At 42.0% G+C, this 16,139-nt stretch carries 13 protein-coding genes; 8 read left to right on the top strand and 5 right to left on the bottom strand.

What is annotated here, in order from left to right; genetic code table 11:
- The first annotated feature begins 17 nt into the window (after positions 1-17).
- Positions 18-968 (top strand): hypothetical protein, encoded by a 951-nt coding sequence (locus G4Y78_RS03855; RefSeq protein WP_163831780.1) that lies wholly within the window; start codon positions 18-20, stop codon positions 966-968.
- Between the two features lie 10 nt (positions 969-978).
- On the opposite strand, the gene G4Y78_RS03850 is transcribed toward G4Y78_RS03855, so the two are convergent.
- The 5 genes from G4Y78_RS03850 to G4Y78_RS03830 form a co-directional block, all read right to left on the bottom strand.
- Complete coding sequence (locus G4Y78_RS03850; RefSeq protein WP_163831779.1) at positions 979-1,458, bottom strand: carbon storage regulator; 480 nt, start codon at positions 1,456-1,458, stop codon at positions 979-981.
- A 788-nt stretch (positions 1,459-2,246) separates the two neighbouring features.
- Positions 2,247-3,293 carry a DUF2333 family protein gene (locus G4Y78_RS03845; RefSeq protein ID WP_163831778.1) on the bottom strand — a complete coding sequence of 349 codons (1,047 nt, stop codon included), beginning with the start codon at positions 3,291-3,293 and terminating at the stop codon, positions 2,247-2,249.
- Positions 3,294-3,406: 113 nt separating this feature from the next.
- Positions 3,407-5,350 carry a bifunctional diguanylate cyclase/phosphodiesterase gene (locus G4Y78_RS03840; RefSeq protein WP_163831777.1) on the bottom strand — a complete coding sequence of 648 codons (1,944 nt, stop codon included), beginning with the start codon at positions 5,348-5,350 and terminating at the stop codon, positions 3,407-3,409.
- An 83-nt stretch (positions 5,351-5,433) separates the two neighbouring features.
- Complete coding sequence (locus G4Y78_RS03835) at positions 5,434-6,117, bottom strand: transglutaminase-like cysteine peptidase (RefSeq protein ID WP_230425694.1); 684 nt, start codon at positions 6,115-6,117, stop codon at positions 5,434-5,436.
- Between the two features lie 192 nt (positions 6,118-6,309).
- Complete coding sequence (locus tag G4Y78_RS03830) at positions 6,310-6,753, bottom strand: hypothetical protein (protein WP_163831776.1); 444 nt, start codon at positions 6,751-6,753, stop codon at positions 6,310-6,312.
- A gap of 194 nt (positions 6,754-6,947) precedes the next feature.
- Between G4Y78_RS03830 and G4Y78_RS03825 the strand changes: the two genes are divergently transcribed.
- The 7 genes from G4Y78_RS03825 (at position 6,948) to G4Y78_RS03795 (ending at position 15,919) form a co-directional block, all read left to right on the top strand.
- Positions 6,948-8,582, top strand: coding sequence for a GGDEF domain-containing response regulator (locus G4Y78_RS03825; protein WP_163831775.1), 1,635 nt, complete (start codon positions 6,948-6,950; stop codon positions 8,580-8,582).
- Positions 8,583-8,827: 245 nt separating this feature from the next.
- The gene (gene dsbD / locus G4Y78_RS03820) at positions 8,828-10,702 is read left to right on the top strand and encodes a protein-disulfide reductase DsbD (RefSeq protein WP_163831774.1); all 1,875 of its coding nucleotides are present in this window, start codon (positions 8,828-8,830) and stop codon (positions 10,700-10,702) included.
- Positions 10,703-10,978: 276 nt separating this feature from the next.
- Entirely contained in the window at positions 10,979-11,419 is a 441-nt protein-coding gene (gene aroQ, locus G4Y78_RS03815) for a type II 3-dehydroquinate dehydratase (protein ID WP_163831773.1), read from the top strand.
- Between the two features lie 156 nt (positions 11,420-11,575).
- Positions 11,576-12,040 carry an acetyl-CoA carboxylase biotin carboxyl carrier protein gene (accB, locus tag G4Y78_RS03810; protein ID WP_163831772.1) on the top strand — a complete coding sequence of 155 codons (465 nt, stop codon included), beginning with the start codon at positions 11,576-11,578 and terminating at the stop codon, positions 12,038-12,040.
- A gap of 29 nt (positions 12,041-12,069) precedes the next feature.
- Entirely contained in the window at positions 12,070-13,410 is a 1,341-nt protein-coding gene (accC, locus tag G4Y78_RS03805; protein WP_163831771.1) for an acetyl-CoA carboxylase biotin carboxylase subunit, read from the top strand.
- A gap of 74 nt (positions 13,411-13,484) precedes the next feature.
- A complete protein-coding gene (gene prmA / locus G4Y78_RS03800) occupies positions 13,485-14,369 on the top strand; it encodes a 50S ribosomal protein L11 methyltransferase (protein ID WP_163831770.1) in 885 nt (294 codons plus the stop codon).
- A 242-nt stretch (positions 14,370-14,611) separates the two neighbouring features.
- Positions 14,612-15,919: a DUF3426 domain-containing protein gene (locus G4Y78_RS03795; protein ID WP_163831769.1), complete on the top strand. Its 1,308-nt coding sequence runs from the start codon at positions 14,612-14,614 to the stop codon at positions 15,917-15,919.
- Positions 15,920-16,139 lie beyond the last annotated feature (220 nt).

Here is a 16,139-nt window from a genome sequence, read left to right as displayed (position 1 = left end):
CCCATAGGGATTGATGCATGATTAGAGTTTTAATAATTATCGGCTGTGTTATTGGTATTCTTACTGGTGGCTGGTTTTATTTGCAACTCAATGCTGTACAGCAGTTTGAAAAGGCTTTAATAGACATAGAGCTAGATCAACATCTCAGCTATCAAAGCATATCAATGAACCCTATCACTGGTGTTATTACATTAACCAAACCTGTGTTAAAACACCAAGGTGGAGCAAGTAAATGGGGTAACTTGCCCGCTTTTAATTTAGAGGCTGAAACATTACAAACCAGCTTTACCCAGCTGCAAGACATTACCCATTTACAGCAAGGTGAATTAGCGATAACCGGCTATAAAGCCAAACTAATTGAAGACGCCGATTTATACCGCACTATTGGTGATAACCAATTTGTTTATATGTTGGTTGCAATGGGCTATGACAAACTACCCATTAATTTTCATGTTGACTGGAATTACAATCAAGCTGAAGACTTGTTAACACTCAACCTTAAAACGAGTGCAAATCAGTTAGGCGAAATTAATGCCAAATTATCCTTAGATAGGCTTTCACTACTTGAGACAGCCGCTGCACAATTAAATATTGTTAACCTGTTTAGTAACCAAACAGACTGGGAAAGTGTTCGCTTAACGCAACTGCAAGCGACTTATCTGGATCAGGGCTTTATTCGCAAATTTCAACAATGGTTCCAATTGGCCCAAGTCAAAACCCCTGACTCTACGATTATTGAATTACTTTCAGAGCCACATTATCAGCAACTGCTAACACAGTTAGAGTCACAACAAGTTGTCAAACGTAATGCCCAGGACTGGCTTGATGCCTTAAAAAGTTTTATTGATAACCCAGCCCAACTAACCATTTCAACTAATTTTAGTCGTCCCATTAGCTTTCGTGCTTTAAATAGTCAGCCCTCTACAGGTAAGGTGGCGGAGCTACTTGAGTTAGATTTGGATATATAGTTTGATAAACTCAGCTACTTGATGTTTCTGCTTCAAGCTGAGGAGCCTGCCGAGTTGGCTTAGTGGTTTCTAAATGACTATATGCCCGCTTCTTTTTGAAAATAATTTTAGGTTGTTTTTTATTCTCTTGAGCTTCGCTTTCAAAGCTAGTGTTTGTTTCCTCCATAAAAGGTAAGTGAACACTTTTAGTTCTATAGTTACCAAACTGTGGCGAGTTAGAGCTTTTTAGCGGACTATTTTTAAAGTTATTTCCTTTAACCAGCTGTTTTTTCTGTTTATTTTTCTTAACACGCTTAAAATAATCATTTAAATCTTTTTCTATCTCTTCCCTATTTTCATAAATCTCTAAGCGCTTTACTGGCACCTCATCAGGTGCAAATATTTTCGTTTTAACATGAATTTTATCTTTATAATGCTCAGGTTCAAATTCAATTCGAACATCATCCCCGATACAAATAGCATGACCTTTTTTAATGGTTAATTTTAACATCAGCTCAACTCTCTCCTACTAGTTACACCTTTCGCCGTGAGTATTCCTGCTATTGGTTCTACATCTAAAAATGAAGCACGACTGTATACTTCAATGACCGTGTGGCTACAGTTCATAATCAACATTGCAAACTTTTCATTGCTTAATTTTAATAAGCAGCCTATAAAGCACATCCAAAAGATAAGTAATTATTAACAAATAAATTGCTACTTGTTCACTTCCCTATTATTATATGCGAGAACGTTCGTACTAATCATAGATTGGCTATTTGCCCTTCATACACATATCCTTCGCATTGTGGGTATAGCTGCATTGGACATAACGACAATACTCTGGCTGTAACAATCGTTACCATTCGCCCTGAGCTTACTGCAACCAAAAAAAGACGACAGTTTATACCCTAATACCCAATAAGCAAATACGCTATAATGTGAAGAAGTTCATAAATAATCGGGTTGATTATTTCCTTCTTTCAACTTCTACTTTTTTCTAAAACGTATGTATAGTCATACGACACCCAAATTGTAATACCTAAGCATACTACCGTAGTTATCTATAAACCGAGATAAACAACTGGGTTATACTCTGCCGATACCTAAAAATACCTTAGCTTTAAGCAGTTATCATTTGCGGTAAATAAGCAATTCTTAAACCAGCTTTAGAATATGATATAAATCAGCAGCTTAAAATTTTATATTGGTTATAAACTACAAGCCTTGTAAAAATAACAAACAAAAAAGCCGTGGTTTTGACACGGCTTTTTGACAAAAGTTTAATCTAAACTAAATTTATCCTTTCTGTAACAAGTCCATTAAATCAATAATACCAGCATTAGCTCTAGAAATATAAGATGCCATCACCAATGAATGGTTTGCCCAAAAACCAAATCCACCACCATTAAGCACCATTGGGCTCCAAACGGTTTCCTGGGTGGCTTCTAGTTCACGGATTATTTGCTGCAAACTGATCAACGCATTCTTCTTTTTCAGTACACCAGCAAAATCTACTTCTACTGCTCTTAAAAAGTGAATCAAAGCCCAAGAAGCACCTCTTGCCTCATAAAATACATTATCAATTTCAAACCAGGGCGTTTTCTTTTGTTCTATAGTTTGTTGGTAAGTTGCACTTTCTGCATCAGGATCACCAGCAAGTGATGTATTTAATCGGGCTTTCCCTACACTGGCACTTAGTCGTTGTGACATGCTACCTAGTCGACTTGATACATCTTGCAACCAGTCATTCAAGTTATCTGCACGGGTATAAAACTGTGCATCAGGCTCACTTGGGTTTGCCAACTTTTCAATATATTTATTTAACAGCTGCAAGCCTTCTTTATATTTACTTTCAGTGCTGGGCAAGATAAAGCTTTTATTATCGAAACTGAACTTAGGTTCTGCTTTTGCTAATAATTTATCTTCAACAGACTGGGATTGAGAGCGACTAAAACTCTTTCGCATGGCTCTTGATAAGTCACGAACCTGAACTAATACTCCAAATTCCCAACTTGGAATATTATCCAAGAGTACCCCAGGTACCATCACATCGTTAGAAAGATAGCCGCCCGGCTTATTTAATAGTGTTCCTGTAACTTTTGATAAAGTAGTCGATGTAGTGAAACCAGGCACAACTTCCATTTGCAATTCTGCAGCTTTTTGTTTAGCTGCTTCCTTTACATCAAACAGGTCTGGCTCAATACTCCAATAGCTGCCTATTGCAAAGCTCACAATAGCCAGCACTACAACAACAGCAATAACCGTTTTTGCCAGTTTACCTCTCACCAAAGGGACCTTTTCTACAAATCTAAATAAACTCAATTTTGCTGAATCAATTGACATATTGGCTTCTCTTCCATACTTAGCGCGACAGAGCTAGATTATATATCGTATAACCTGATTTGAATAACACTTAGAAAGGCCCAAAGGGTTATTTACATAACGATGTGGGTAATTTAAAGCGACTCTGGTCGGTGTAATAAATATCCCTGACCACCGTCAATCCCCAAACTTATCAACAACTCCCATACTTCTTCTGACTCAATTCCTTCTGCCAAAATAGTAATATCTCGACTATGGGCAATTTGTACCAACGACTGAATAAAAAACTGATTGTCTTTACTCTCCAGCAACTGTTTTAAATAACTACTATCCACTTTAAGGTAATGAGCTGAGAGACTTTGTAAATAAGCAAATGCATTGGCCCCCACGCCAAAGTGATCAATACTAAAGCTTCCTCCCAACTTATTGAGCTTGGTTGCTAATTGTTGCATAACAGGCAACGCAAGTTGTACACAATATTCCGGTACTTCAAATACTAGTTGCGATAATAACTGTCGATGCTGCTCAAACTTATCAAGTAACCAGTTACTAAACGCTTCACTCTGTAGCGACCTGGGAGACAGATTCACACAATAAGGGCAGTCTGCCGATTGTTGCTGCAGATGCTGAATAACCAGCTCAACAATTAATTTATCAAATTCCTCTGCTAAACCAAAACGCTCTGCCATAGGCAAAAACACCCCTGCAGAGACTATATCGCTGTTTAATTTAACTCTGACCAAGACTTCTTTTTGTATTAACTGTCGTTTATTGTCATACACTTGTTGTCCATAAAGTATCAGAGATTTACTCGCTAACACTGTTTGTAACTGCTGATGCCATTCGTTTGCTGGCCAATCCATATAATCAGCCTGCTCCACTTCGACTTTACTGCAAGACCAGCCACTTGCGCCCTTAGATTGCAACTGTCGTAAACTAATATCTGCATCAGTTAACAGCTGCACCAAAGAACAACGATTTAGCCGCAACACTGCTGCCACATGCAAGGTATCTGGTGCATGAATACTTTCTAGTAATTGCAAACCTATTAGCTGACGATAAAGGGTTTCCGTTAAGCTTTGCAGTAACTCTATTGAAACCCTTGGTACAAATACGGCAAAATCACCTCCGCTGCGTCGGCTTAATACATTGCCTGGGTAGTCATGAAATACAGCTTGTAATTGTTCCGCCACTTGCTTGACTAATGCATCACCCGCTTCCCTGCCCTGCTCTAAATTCAGCTGCTGCAAGTGCCTTATTTGTAACAACACAACCCCACCCCCTGACTCTCCCTGCTCCGACTCCATCCAAGCACCGACTCGATTATCAAATGCTTGTCGGTTTGGCAGCCCAGTAACAGAATCACGATGAGACTGATCTCTTAATCTTTCGATAACCTCGACCTGCTCATTAAATAGATATTGCAGACGTTTAGCCATGTTATTCATGGCCTCAACCACTCGCCTTAAATCACGGGTTTTAGGTAACTGCGGTTGTACTTCAAATTGTTTTTCACAAATAGCCTTGGCTTGTTTTTCCAACAATGACAATGGTCTTAATATTAATCTCAATAAAAGCGTAAGCGCCAACCAGGAAGCCAATGCCACCAAAGCAAACAATACTAAATTTGATTTAGCTTTATGCCATAAATTTCGGTATGCAAAACCAGGGTGACTGGTAACCGCCAATTTACCCAACATTACCCAGCCCTGGTTAACTTCAGATGTTGCTGTTGGTACAGTCAATTGAATCCAATTAACAAACCATTTAGGTACACCTTCCAGCCGAACAGGTTGCTGACTATTTACTAATACCTTGCCATCAATATCAGTAAAAATAATTTGTTGGTAATAGCCACGGTCAAAGATGGCATCTATCATCGAATCGATTGTAGCAATATCCCCACCTTCAACAGCTGCAATTGAAAGCCCCAATGACGTCGCTGTATCCTGGGCATGAGACTCAAGTTGTTCTTGCAAATAGGAGCGGGCATCGTAGACATTCAACAAAAAGTTGGCTGAAAATAGCACGACAATAATTAGGGTTAAAAATATCAGTAACAGCCTTAACACCGTCATTTCAGGGCTCCTTATTAGCTTCCCTATAAATAAATGGCTTTCAGCAATTTAAAGGGCTTACTATTTATAGGGTGTAGCACCAGTTACAACTTTTCACCTTGCTGCTGTTTTAGCATCCTTTCTCTTAACTCTACCCACAAACTAATTCGTGTGGATTTACCGACCCGTTTACCTTCACCACGCTGTTTGGCCAACCATAAACCGTCACCATTAAAGTTATAGACAGGTAACAAGTCTTTACGCGTAGAGGCAGGCTTTATTTCACTAATTAAATTATCTAGTATGAGGGGAATACGTTGACCTTCAGGAAAATAGCTCAACACCATATGGGCTTGATTAAGGCTTAAAGCTTTAACGTAGGTAATGCGCATTTTCTTATCTGGCACTCCTAACAGGCGCAAAGTGAAGTATTTTGCAATGGAAAAGTCTTCGCAATCTCCTGCCCCAGATGCCATAAACTCAACAGGTGTCGCCCAATAATCTTCTTTTTTCCAATGATCAATATCGTTAACAAAGCGTAGCTGATTAAAAAATCTATTAACGGCAGCAAGCTTTTCTGACTCAGATAAATTCTGGCTTTTTGTTACTAACTGTTGCCATTGCTTTAATCGGTTAACCGCTGACTGACCATAACCACTTTTAACCTGCTGCAAAAGCTCCTGAGACAAGCTCAATTCATTTGCCCAAGTTATGCTCAGCAGGCTGGTAATCAGTAGGAAAGTGCCTAGCTGGCGCTTAAATCTCGCGGTAATTCCTATTGTTACCACTCATTCCACCCATTCCCCCCTAACCCAGATTTGCCGGGCTAGTCCGGTTTTTTGTTATCAGTGAAATGTGGTGTAACTACAAGTGAGTTACACCACTATAGTAAGCATAGTCAAAGAGAGGAGGGAAAGATTAAGGCGCTTCATACAGGTAGGTTACTAAATGTCGTTTATTAATTAATCACTCTTCAAACATTACTTAGCCTGGCCTTGCTTAATTAGGTCGGCGACTTCTTGTAAACTGGGATGGTCTGGTTGGATTTGCTGAGCCTTGTTCAAATACTCTTTCGCTTTAACCCAACGCTGTTGCTTAGCTGCCCGATAAGCCCAAGCAGAGTATTGTTCTACAATCCGTGCTATCCCTTGATTTGCTTCAACATTATCTGGTTGTAAGCGAATTACTTCACGATAATAACTTAAAGCGTTATCACCTTTTGGTGTAGTTAGACGTCGTTCCTTGAAGGCATCTTCTGCTTCAAGTAAAAGCCAAGCTATTTGGGTTTGAAGATTACTCTGCTCTTGCTCTGGTTGATCGCTATCAGTTTGTTGAGCATCAGCATATTCAACCAACGGCTGACAACCAGTGAGACTAATTATCATGACGACTGACAGCCAAAAATGTACTACGTTATGCAGCATAGTAATAAGTATCCAGTTGCTTTATCTAATTTAAGCTATTGTATTGTTTCTGGTATTGAAAGCAGGCGAATAGTTGAGTCAAACCAAGCTATAACCTATAACTTACAAGAAAACCTTAACATTAAAACATGTCGCTTACTCACCAAGAAATTGCCAGTTAGTTAGATGCTATTGTAAGGGCCTTCAATTTTATTATGACTGAGCTTGTAGTAAAGCCATCAACCACTTCACAAACAGCACGTTTAAAGGACCATTTTGCTCAACGCGTAACAAACCGTGCCCGCCAGGTTATTGAGTGCTGGCATCGACTCAATACTGAGCACTGGTCTAAACAGTGGCTAACTGAGTTTCAACGCGCTAATGAAAAGCTACTTAAATATGCTGAACGCTTTAAACAGCAAGCCCATTCTGACATTGCCAAACAAATCAGTGATGTACTACATAACTTCAATAAAGAAAAAGCCCCTGACAGCGACGTTATTCGTCACTTAAACGACTTAATTATCAAGCTCAGTTATACTGCCCTGCGCAAAGGCGACACCACTGTACAAATCACTTCTATCCCAACCAGTAAGCCCGTTTATATCAGCCTAAACCACTTCAGTATGGCCACTAAACTACTAAAGCAAATGGAGTATTTTGGCTTAAGGGCCAAAGTTTTTCACACTCATGATGAGTTTATGAAAGGGTTTGAAAACCGCCATCCTGCCGTTATCGTTATGGATGTTGATTTCGGAGGTGAAAAACGTGCTGGCATTGAGCTAATCAATAATATCCAAGCTCAAAAAGAAACCCCTATCCCCATTTTGTTTTACTGTCATGAGGAAGAAGATGACATCCTCACCCGCCTAGCCGCTGCCCGAGCAAATGGCTGCGAATTTTACACCCATGGACTGGAAGCAGGCCATGTAATCGAGCGAGTTGAGCAACTTACTCGCATTACCTTAAACGACCCTTATCGAGTGCTCATCGTTGATGACTCCAAAGCCCAGGCATATTTCACCCAAAGCACCTTAAATAAGGCAGGTATTATTACTCAAGTTGTCACTAAACCGCTAGAAGTACTGGATGTATTAGAAAAATTTGATACTGACTTGATCATCATGGACATGTACATGCCCGACTGTAATGGTATGGAGCTGGCAAAAGTCATTAGGCAGCAGGAAAAGTACGTTAGTATCCCTATTATTTATCTTTCGGCAGAAGGAGATATTGACAAGCAGCTCGCCGCAATGGGTGAAGGTGGAGACGATTTTTTAACCAAACCTATTAAACCCCGTCACTTGATAATGACTGTACGCAACCGTGGTGAGCGAGCTAGAACATTGCTATCACGAATGATTCGCGACAGTTTAACTGGTTTATACAACCACACCTATACCTTACAACAGTTACAGACTGAGGTAATGCGCTCAGAAGAGTACAAACACCCTTTAGCCTTTGCCATGATTGATATCGATAAGTTTAAGAGCGTTAATGACACTTACGGCCACCCCATGGGTGACCGAGTGATCAAAAGCCTTGCCCTGTTCCTAAAACAGCGCCTAAGAAAAACAGACACCATTGGCCGTTATGGTGGAGAGGAGTTCGCAATCATTTTACCTAATACAGAACAACAAGCTGCACTTGGGCTTCTTGACGATATTCGTGAGCACTTTTCACAAATGAAACAACCTGCTCACCCTACTGACTTGCAGGTAACCTTTAGCTGTGGCTTGGCTATGTTTAATGGCAGTAACGGTGAGCAACTCTCAGTTCAGGCAGATAAGGCATTATATGAAGCCAAGCATGCAGGACGAAACTGCGTAAAAGTGTATCAAGGTAGTTAAACATGCAGTTCACTTGATTGGATTAGAAAATTTTCTACCCGTTCCTTATCCCGTGTTATCCTCTTTCCCCAACATTAAGGAAATAATGCTTATCTGAAAGTTTTTCTTTCATCAGCAGCTCTGGTAGATAAAGAGCAATACTTATTAGTGACAGCTCTAATTACAGATGCAGGAACCTCGACTGAAAAGCTTAGTCAAACGTCATTTAATCATCAGCCACCAAAAAATACTGGAATAACCTGACCATGCACCGGCTTTCTCTTGTTTTTGTTATTTTTTTCAGTTTCTTTTCAGTTAATTTGCAGGCAGGGCTTGATGATTTATTCGGAGGTAATGACGACCCAGCAGCCTACCTTGGTGATACTGAATTTTTACCTGTTGAAGAAGCTTTTCAGGTAAGCGGCCAGATCGTTAATCAAGAAGCATTGATTACTGTCAAAGTCACTCCAGAGCATTACCTCTATAAAGAACGCTTTCGCTTTCAGTCTCTCACAGAAGGAATAAGCCTAAAAGAGCCAATCTTTCCCAAAGGGAAACTTAAATTTGACCAGTTTGCACAAAAAGATCTGGAAGTATATCCAACAGATGTCGTAGTAAAACTTCCCCTCAGCCAATCCAAAGACATTTTAGAAGTAGCTGTCACTTTTCAAGGCTGTGCGGATGCTGGTTTATGTTACCCACCCCATACCATTAATTTAGCCTTAACACCTGGTAACACTTCATCGGCAGAAGCCTCAACTACTACCAATGCGCTTCAATCAACTAATAAGTCTGCCAGACAAGTCTCTGCAGTGCCTCCTTCCGAAGAGTCACAGCTCTATTCGTTACTTTCATCTGGTAGTTGGGTACTGATTATTTTCTCATTCATTGCAGGTGGGATTGCTCTGAGCTTTACCCCTTGCGTACTGCCAATGGTACCAATTTTATCTAGCCTAATTATTGGCCAACAGAAGCACTCTACTTCTCACAGTAGAAACTTCTGGCTAAGTGTTGCTTATGTAGCAGGTATGAGCCTAGTTTATACCGCTCTTGGTGTATTAGTCGGGTTGCTAGGTATTAGCTTCAACTTACCTGCAAAACTACAGTCCGCCTGGGTGCTGGTCCCCTTTGCTATTTTCTTTGCCGTTTTATCGTTAAGCATGTTTGGCTTATATACCTTGAACTTACCCCAGGCACTACAGGCAAAAATTCACGCCATCAGCGAACAGCAAAAAGCAGGGGCTTTTACTGGGGTTTTTATCATGGGCATGTTATCCGCCGTAATGGTATCCCCTTGTGTATCTGCTCCCTTAATAGCCGCATTAACTTATATCAGCCAAACCGGCGACCCACTGATTGGGGGTGTAGCTTTATTTAGCTTAAGCATTGGTATGGGCCTTCCTTTGATTTTAATTGGTGCTGGAGCTGGCAGCTTAGTACCTAAAGCTGGCGCTTGGATGAACTCAGTCAAGAATGTATTTGGTGTTATGCTGCTAGCAGTAGCCGTATGGATGCTAGAAAGAGTCCTACCAGGCCCTGTTACACTGGTGCTTTGGGCAGCGCTTTTAATTGGTAGCGCTGTTTATATGGGAGCACTTCAATTTGAAAGAACCAAAGGCTGGCCTGCCTTATGGCAATCCCTTGGCATTGTTATGATGGTTTATGGTTTCTGCCTGATTATTGGTGCTGCTCAAGGCCAGCAAGACCCGCTTCGCCCCCTGTCTTTTGCTAGTAAGGTCAGTGCAAGCACTGCTTCTAATTCCAGCAGCAATCAAATTTTTACCAAAATCTACACAGCTCAAGAGCTACAGCAAGCATTGGCATTAGCCAAAAGTCAGCAAAAGCCAGTAATGGTTGACCTATACGCTGACTGGTGTATTTCCTGTAAAGTTATAGAGCGAGAAGTGCTTCCTGCAGAAAACGTAAAGCCTCTTCTCACACAATTTTCGTTGATCAAGCTGGATATCACTGCTTTTAATCACGAACAGCAGCAATTACTCAAAAAATACTCAATTTTTGGCCCGCCTGCCCTGTTATTCTTTAACAAGACAGGTGAAGAACTGCCAAACCTCCGTGTTCAGGGAGAAATCACCGCAAACTCCCTGGAAAATCATTTAAGATCAACGCTAAATCGCAGCTAAACTCTGAAAACTTTGACATTTGCTTCTATAATTACAAGTTCAGCTTATAAATTGGATAAAGTTACGCGATCTTGCAACTAATATTAGAGACTTTGCCTTTAAAGTCTTTAATCATGCAAATAGTGGACAGCAGCTGCCATTTTATGCACAATCGGCCGTTACATTTTTGATCATTGACTCTGTCATTACCCGTTTCTGGTAGCAGCTGAGTGTGACCACAATCGGTAAGATTTGTAGTACAAGCAGAGACAGCGCAAACTCTGAGAGCCTTAAATTATGGCAACTATCTTAGTACTGCACGGACCTAATTTAAATTTATTAGGTACTCGAGAGCCGGCCGTTTACGGCTCGACGACTTTGGATGATATCAACTGTACTCTGACTACTCAGGCCGTTGATCATGGTCACCACTTACAGACGCTGCAAAGTAACGCAGAATACGAGTTAATCGAACGGATTCATGACGCAAAGCGTGAAGGGGTTAACTTTATTATTTTTAATCCTGCGGCTTTTACGCATACGAGCGTGGCATTGCGCGATGCATTATTAGGGGTAGCCATACCTTTTATTGAGGTTCACCTTTCTAATGTCTATCAACGTGAACCTTTTCGGCATCATTCTTACTTTTCAGATGTTGCTGTTGGCGTGATTTGTGGGCTGGGAGCACAAGGCTATGAGCTTGCGCTTCAAGCAGCCATCAAGCACCTTAAAGGCTAAAAAAGTATGCTAAATCGCTACTACTTAGCCCCTTTAGCCCCTGACAAAATTTAAGACCAGAGTATAGGTAACAACCGCGAGGATGCTTTATAGCAGCAAGTTCTCGCTGTTTTGCCACTGTTTTAACAATAAGTTCAATTTATCCGAGATGACACTATGGATATTAGAAAAGTAAAAAAGCTAATCGAGTTACTTGAAGAATCAGGCATTGACGAGTTGGAAATAAAAGAAGGGGAAGAGTCTGTACGGATTAGCCGGCACTCTAACTCTCCGGTAATGGCACCTGCTCAATATGCTATGCCTGCTGCTCCTGCTGCACCCGCACCTGTTGCAGCTAGTGCACCTGCCGCTTCAACCGAGACAAAAGAAGAACCAGCAAAGTCAACCGGCCACCAAGTTAAATCACCCATGGTTGGTACTTTTTATCGCGCGCCCTCACCTAGCTCGCCAGCTTTTGCTGAAGTCGGCCAACATGTTAAAGCCGGTGACGTGCTTTGTATCGTCGAAGCAATGAAAATGATGAACCAAATCGAAGCAGATAAAACCGGTACAATCGAAGCAATTCTGGTGGAAAATGGTCAGCCTGTCGAGTTTGATCAACCGCTATTTACCATTGTTTAAACTGACTCGATAGTAGCAGGATACCCACCATGCTTGAGAAAGTACTCATTGCCAATCGCGGGGAAATTGCACTACGGATTTTACGGGCCTGCAAAGAGCTTGGCATTAAAACCGTTGCCGTTCATTCAAAGGCAGACGAATCACTAATGCACGTGCGTCTTGCAGATGAAAGCGTCTGTATTGGTCCTAACAACCCCGCCGAAAGTTACTTAAATATTCCAGCACTCATCAGTGCCGCAGAGGTGACTGATGCTGTTGCAATCCACCCTGGTTACGGCTTTTTAGCCGAAAATGCCGACTTTGCAGAGCAAGTTGAAAACAGTGGATTTACCTTTATTGGCCCATCACCTGATGTAATCCGATTAATGGGTGATAAGGTGTCAGCCATCAAAGCTATGCAAAAAGCAGGCGTGCCCACTGTACCTGGATCTAATGGCCCACTTACGGGTGACAAAGAGCGCTCTATCGCCATTGCCCGAGATATTGGCTACCCCGTTATTGTCAAAGCATCCGGCGGTGGTGGTGGCCGCGGTATGCGAGTTGTTCACAGTGAAGCTCACTTGCTTAGCGCCATTAATGTTACACAGTCTGAAGCCTTGGCTGCATTTGGTAATGAAATGGTTTACCTGGAAAAATTCCTGGAAAACCCACGCCATGTTGAGGTTCAGGTATTAGCTGATGGCCAGGGTAATGCTATTCACCTGGGTGATCGTGACTGTTCTCTACAGCGCCGCCACCAAAAGGTTATAGAGGAAGCTCCTGCACCCGGCATTCCTGAAGAAGCACGCAATGATATTGCAACGCGCTGCGTTAATGCTTGTATCGAAATTGGTTACCGTGGCGCAGGCACCTTTGAATTTTTATATGAAGATGGCAAGTTCTACTTCATTGAAATGAACACACGGGTTCAGGTTGAGCACCCAGTTTCAGAAATGGTAACTGGTGTCGATATCGTCAAAGAGCAACTATTGATTGCAAGCGGCCAACCTTTAAGTATCAAACAGGAAGATATCACCATTAAAGGCCATGCAATTGAGTGTCGAATCAATGCAGAAGACCCTAAAACCTTTATGCCATCACCTGGAGAAATAAAGCACTTCCATGCCCCTGGTGGTATTGGGATTCGAGTTGACTCTCATTTATACAGTGGCTACAGCGTTCCTCCCTATTACGACTCACTAATCGCCAAAGTCATTAGTTATGGCGACTCCCGAGAAGTTGCTTTGGCTAGAATGCGTCACGCACTGGACGAGCTGGTAGTTCATGGCATTCGTACCAATGCGCCACTACATGCTGAGCTAGTAAGAGACGCTAACTTCGCCAAAGGTGGGGTTAACATTCATTATCTAGAACAGAAATTATCTCAATAACTAACAGATAGCGACTGAGGCGAGCTTTACTAAGCTCGCCTCCCTTCATCAATCAAGCTAAAAACTTTCCTCTCATGCCCTGGATTCAAGTCAAACTGGATACAACCCGCGACCAAAGTGAAATGCTGGAAGACTTACTACTGGCTATTGGCGCTAAGGCGGTTACGCTACAAGATGGTCAAGATCAGCCGGTGTTTGAGCCAGCCTTAGGCACCACACCACTCTGGGACCACACCCAAGTTGTTGGTTTGTTTGAGGCAAATACAGAAATTGACCTGGTCATGGCGTTTTTAGCTAATGAGCTTAGCCCTCAGCCACTGCCGAATTATAAAGTAGAGATTGTTGAAGATAAGGACTGGGAGCGGGAATGGATGGACAGCTATCACCCTATTCAGTTTGGTAAAAGACTTTGGGTATGTCCTAGCTGGCGAGAAATCCCCGACCCAAATGCAGCCAACTTGATTTTGGACCCAGGCCTGGCATTTGGTACAGGCACTCACCCCACTACAGCGCTTTGTTTAGAGTGGCTGGGTAACCACGAAGTCACTTCCAAGCAAGTGATCGATTACGGCTGTGGTTCTGGCATCCTGGGTATTGCTGCTTTAATTTTGGGTGCAACGAATGTCACTGCAATTGATAATGACCCGCAAGCATTAGAGGCTACTATTGCTAATGGCCAGCGCAACAAAATAGCACCAGACCGCTTAAAAACTTTTTTACCAGAACAAGCTCCAGATCAACCTGCCGACATTATGTTAGCCAATATATTAGCAGGCCCATTAATCAATCTTGCCGAACGGTTAGCTTTATTAACCAAAACTAGTGGTAAAATTGTGCTTTCTGGCATTCTCAAAGAACAAGCTGAAGCAGTAGTAGAATGCTATAGCCAGTGGTTTACAATGAAACCGCCTGTTATCAAAGATGACTGGGTATGCATTTGTGGCGTTAAGAAGTATTAGTAGGAGCTGGCTAATCAGTCGCTAAAAATTTAAACCTTTATGGAAGCACCTTACAGATTCGAGGTCATATTTTTAGCCAAAGCAAGTAGTTTGGCGCCTATAGAGCAACATAAAAACTACGAATACCTACACAATACTGGCTATTATTATTAATCATTAGTTAAGATATACCCAATGTGTAGGGTTTAACCACTCACCAAGGGTATTACGACCAATTCAGTCGCTGGGAAGTTACGCGAACTATGGCAGAAACCTGGGTAACCCGCTGTCCTCAATGTGGCACCTCCTTTAGGTTAACCAAAAGCCAACTTAATGCAGCCAACGGCTCAGTACGTTGTGGCTCCTGCTTGCACGTTTTTCTAGCAACCAACTACCTGATTAGTGATAAGCAGTTTTCTCAACAGCCCTCTACCCCGAAACCACCCGCAAGTAGCACCAAGCCCAGCCAGCCTGCTATTCCTTCCACAAATAATCATGAAAACAATGATAATGGTCTACTCATTCATGATGATATGGATGATGATGACGGCGAAAACATTGAGCTGAGTGATGAGGTTCTGTCGATAAGCAGTAAGCCCAATGCAGGCCCTTCACCAAGCAAAAAACCTGCTACAGGCCCAGAGCAGAAAAACAATACTGATGAGTCATGGGCACTAGCCTTATTGGAAGAGCTGGAGCAAGAAGAGCAGCGGGAAGCAGAAGTCATTAACCAGCATAGTGCTCAAAAAAAAGCGAAGGAGCACAAGTTCACACGCTCTCATCAGCCGCCTCTAGCTAAATCCGCTCAAGCTGGCTCAGCGTCACCAGCTCAGCCCATACAATCACAGACAGAAAGTGCAAAAAGCGCTGTTAATAAACCTACTGCTAAACAGCCTGTTACCGATGATAAAGCAGCTGCCCTCCAAAAGTCTGTGGTATCTATATCACCACCCACTGACACTACAATAGATGCCCATGAAAAAGAGCAACGGCCAACAAAGGAAGCCTTAGCTGCTAGCCATGATCACGATTTATTAGGAGATCTTAAAGCAGACCCTATTGAGCTAATTTACCCCAGTAAATTTGCTTGGTTCAAAAGACTTGGCTGGCTATCAGTTAACCTAATTGCCATTTTTGCTATTGTGGCTCAACTGGCCTGGTACAACTTTGATGAATATGCCACCAAATTAAGCTGGCGACCTTACTATGCAACTGCTTGTAAGATAGTTGGCTGTCAGCTTCCTCCACTGGTTGATGTGGATAAAATCGTGAGTCGCAAACTAATTGTCAGGAGCCACCCCAAATTTCAAAATGCACTCATTATTGATACTGTCATTGTCAACAAAGCCCAGTTTAAGCAGCCTTTCCCTGTTATTGAATTCAGCTTTTCTGATTTAAGTGGCCGGCTGGTTGCCTCCCGGCAATTTCAACCCGATGAGTACTTATCTGGAGAAGCAGCCGGGTTAACCATGATCCCTTCCAATGTGCCTGTACGCTTGTCACTTGATGTGGTTGATCCTGGCCCCACTGCGGTTAACTACAATATTAGCTTTTCTCCAAGCCCTAACTAACCATTGCTATCAACTAATGACTCACCCAATAAATCATAATAATCTGACTGGCTTATAGTGATTACTTAACCCAGAAATTCACCTCCAGCCGATTACTGACTTTAAAACAAACAATTTTTTCTTTCAGGTGCTTTATCCATAGCCAGCAACAGAGTATGATAGCCACCCCTTCCAATCAGTGAAGACGAACCCTAAAACCTAATCGCTATTCATTCAGTCA

The sequence above is a fragment of the Spartinivicinus ruber genome (assembly GCF_011009015.1).
GTDB classification, from domain to species: Bacteria; Pseudomonadota; Gammaproteobacteria; order Pseudomonadales; family Zooshikellaceae; genus Spartinivicinus; species Spartinivicinus ruber.
The sequence above is the reverse complement of the archived record's forward strand: the minus strand, read 5'-3'. Positions and strand labels throughout refer to the sequence as shown.

Bases quoted from the DNA above. Each gene is read 5' to 3' on its own strand.
- G4Y78_RS03855 (WP_163831780.1), top strand. From the start codon at position 18: ATGATTAGAGTTTTAATAATTATCGGCTGTGTTATTGGTATTCTTACT.
- G4Y78_RS03850 (WP_163831779.1), bottom strand. From the start codon at position 1,458: ATGTTAAAATTAACCATTAAAAAAGGTCATGCTATTTGTATCGGGGAT.
- G4Y78_RS03845 (WP_163831778.1), bottom strand. From the start codon at position 3,293: ATGTCAATTGATTCAGCAAAATTGAGTTTATTTAGATTTGTAGAAAAG.
- G4Y78_RS03840 (WP_163831777.1), bottom strand. From the start codon at position 5,350: ATGACGGTGTTAAGGCTGTTACTGATATTTTTAACCCTAATTATTGTC.
- G4Y78_RS03830 (WP_163831776.1), bottom strand. From the start codon at position 6,753: ATGCTGCATAACGTAGTACATTTTTGGCTGTCAGTCGTCATGATAATT.
- G4Y78_RS03825 (WP_163831775.1), top strand. From the start codon at position 6,948: ATGACTGAGCTTGTAGTAAAGCCATCAACCACTTCACAAACAGCACGT.
- dsbD (WP_163831774.1), top strand. From the start codon at position 8,828: ATGCACCGGCTTTCTCTTGTTTTTGTTATTTTTTTCAGTTTCTTTTCA.
- aroQ (WP_163831773.1), top strand. From the start codon at position 10,979: ATGGCAACTATCTTAGTACTGCACGGACCTAATTTAAATTTATTAGGT.
- accB (WP_163831772.1), top strand. From the start codon at position 11,576: ATGGATATTAGAAAAGTAAAAAAGCTAATCGAGTTACTTGAAGAATCA.
- accC (WP_163831771.1), top strand. From the start codon at position 12,070: ATGCTTGAGAAAGTACTCATTGCCAATCGCGGGGAAATTGCACTACGG.
- prmA (WP_163831770.1), top strand. From the start codon at position 13,485: ATGCCCTGGATTCAAGTCAAACTGGATACAACCCGCGACCAAAGTGAA.
- G4Y78_RS03795 (WP_163831769.1), top strand. From the start codon at position 14,612: ATGGCAGAAACCTGGGTAACCCGCTGTCCTCAATGTGGCACCTCCTTT.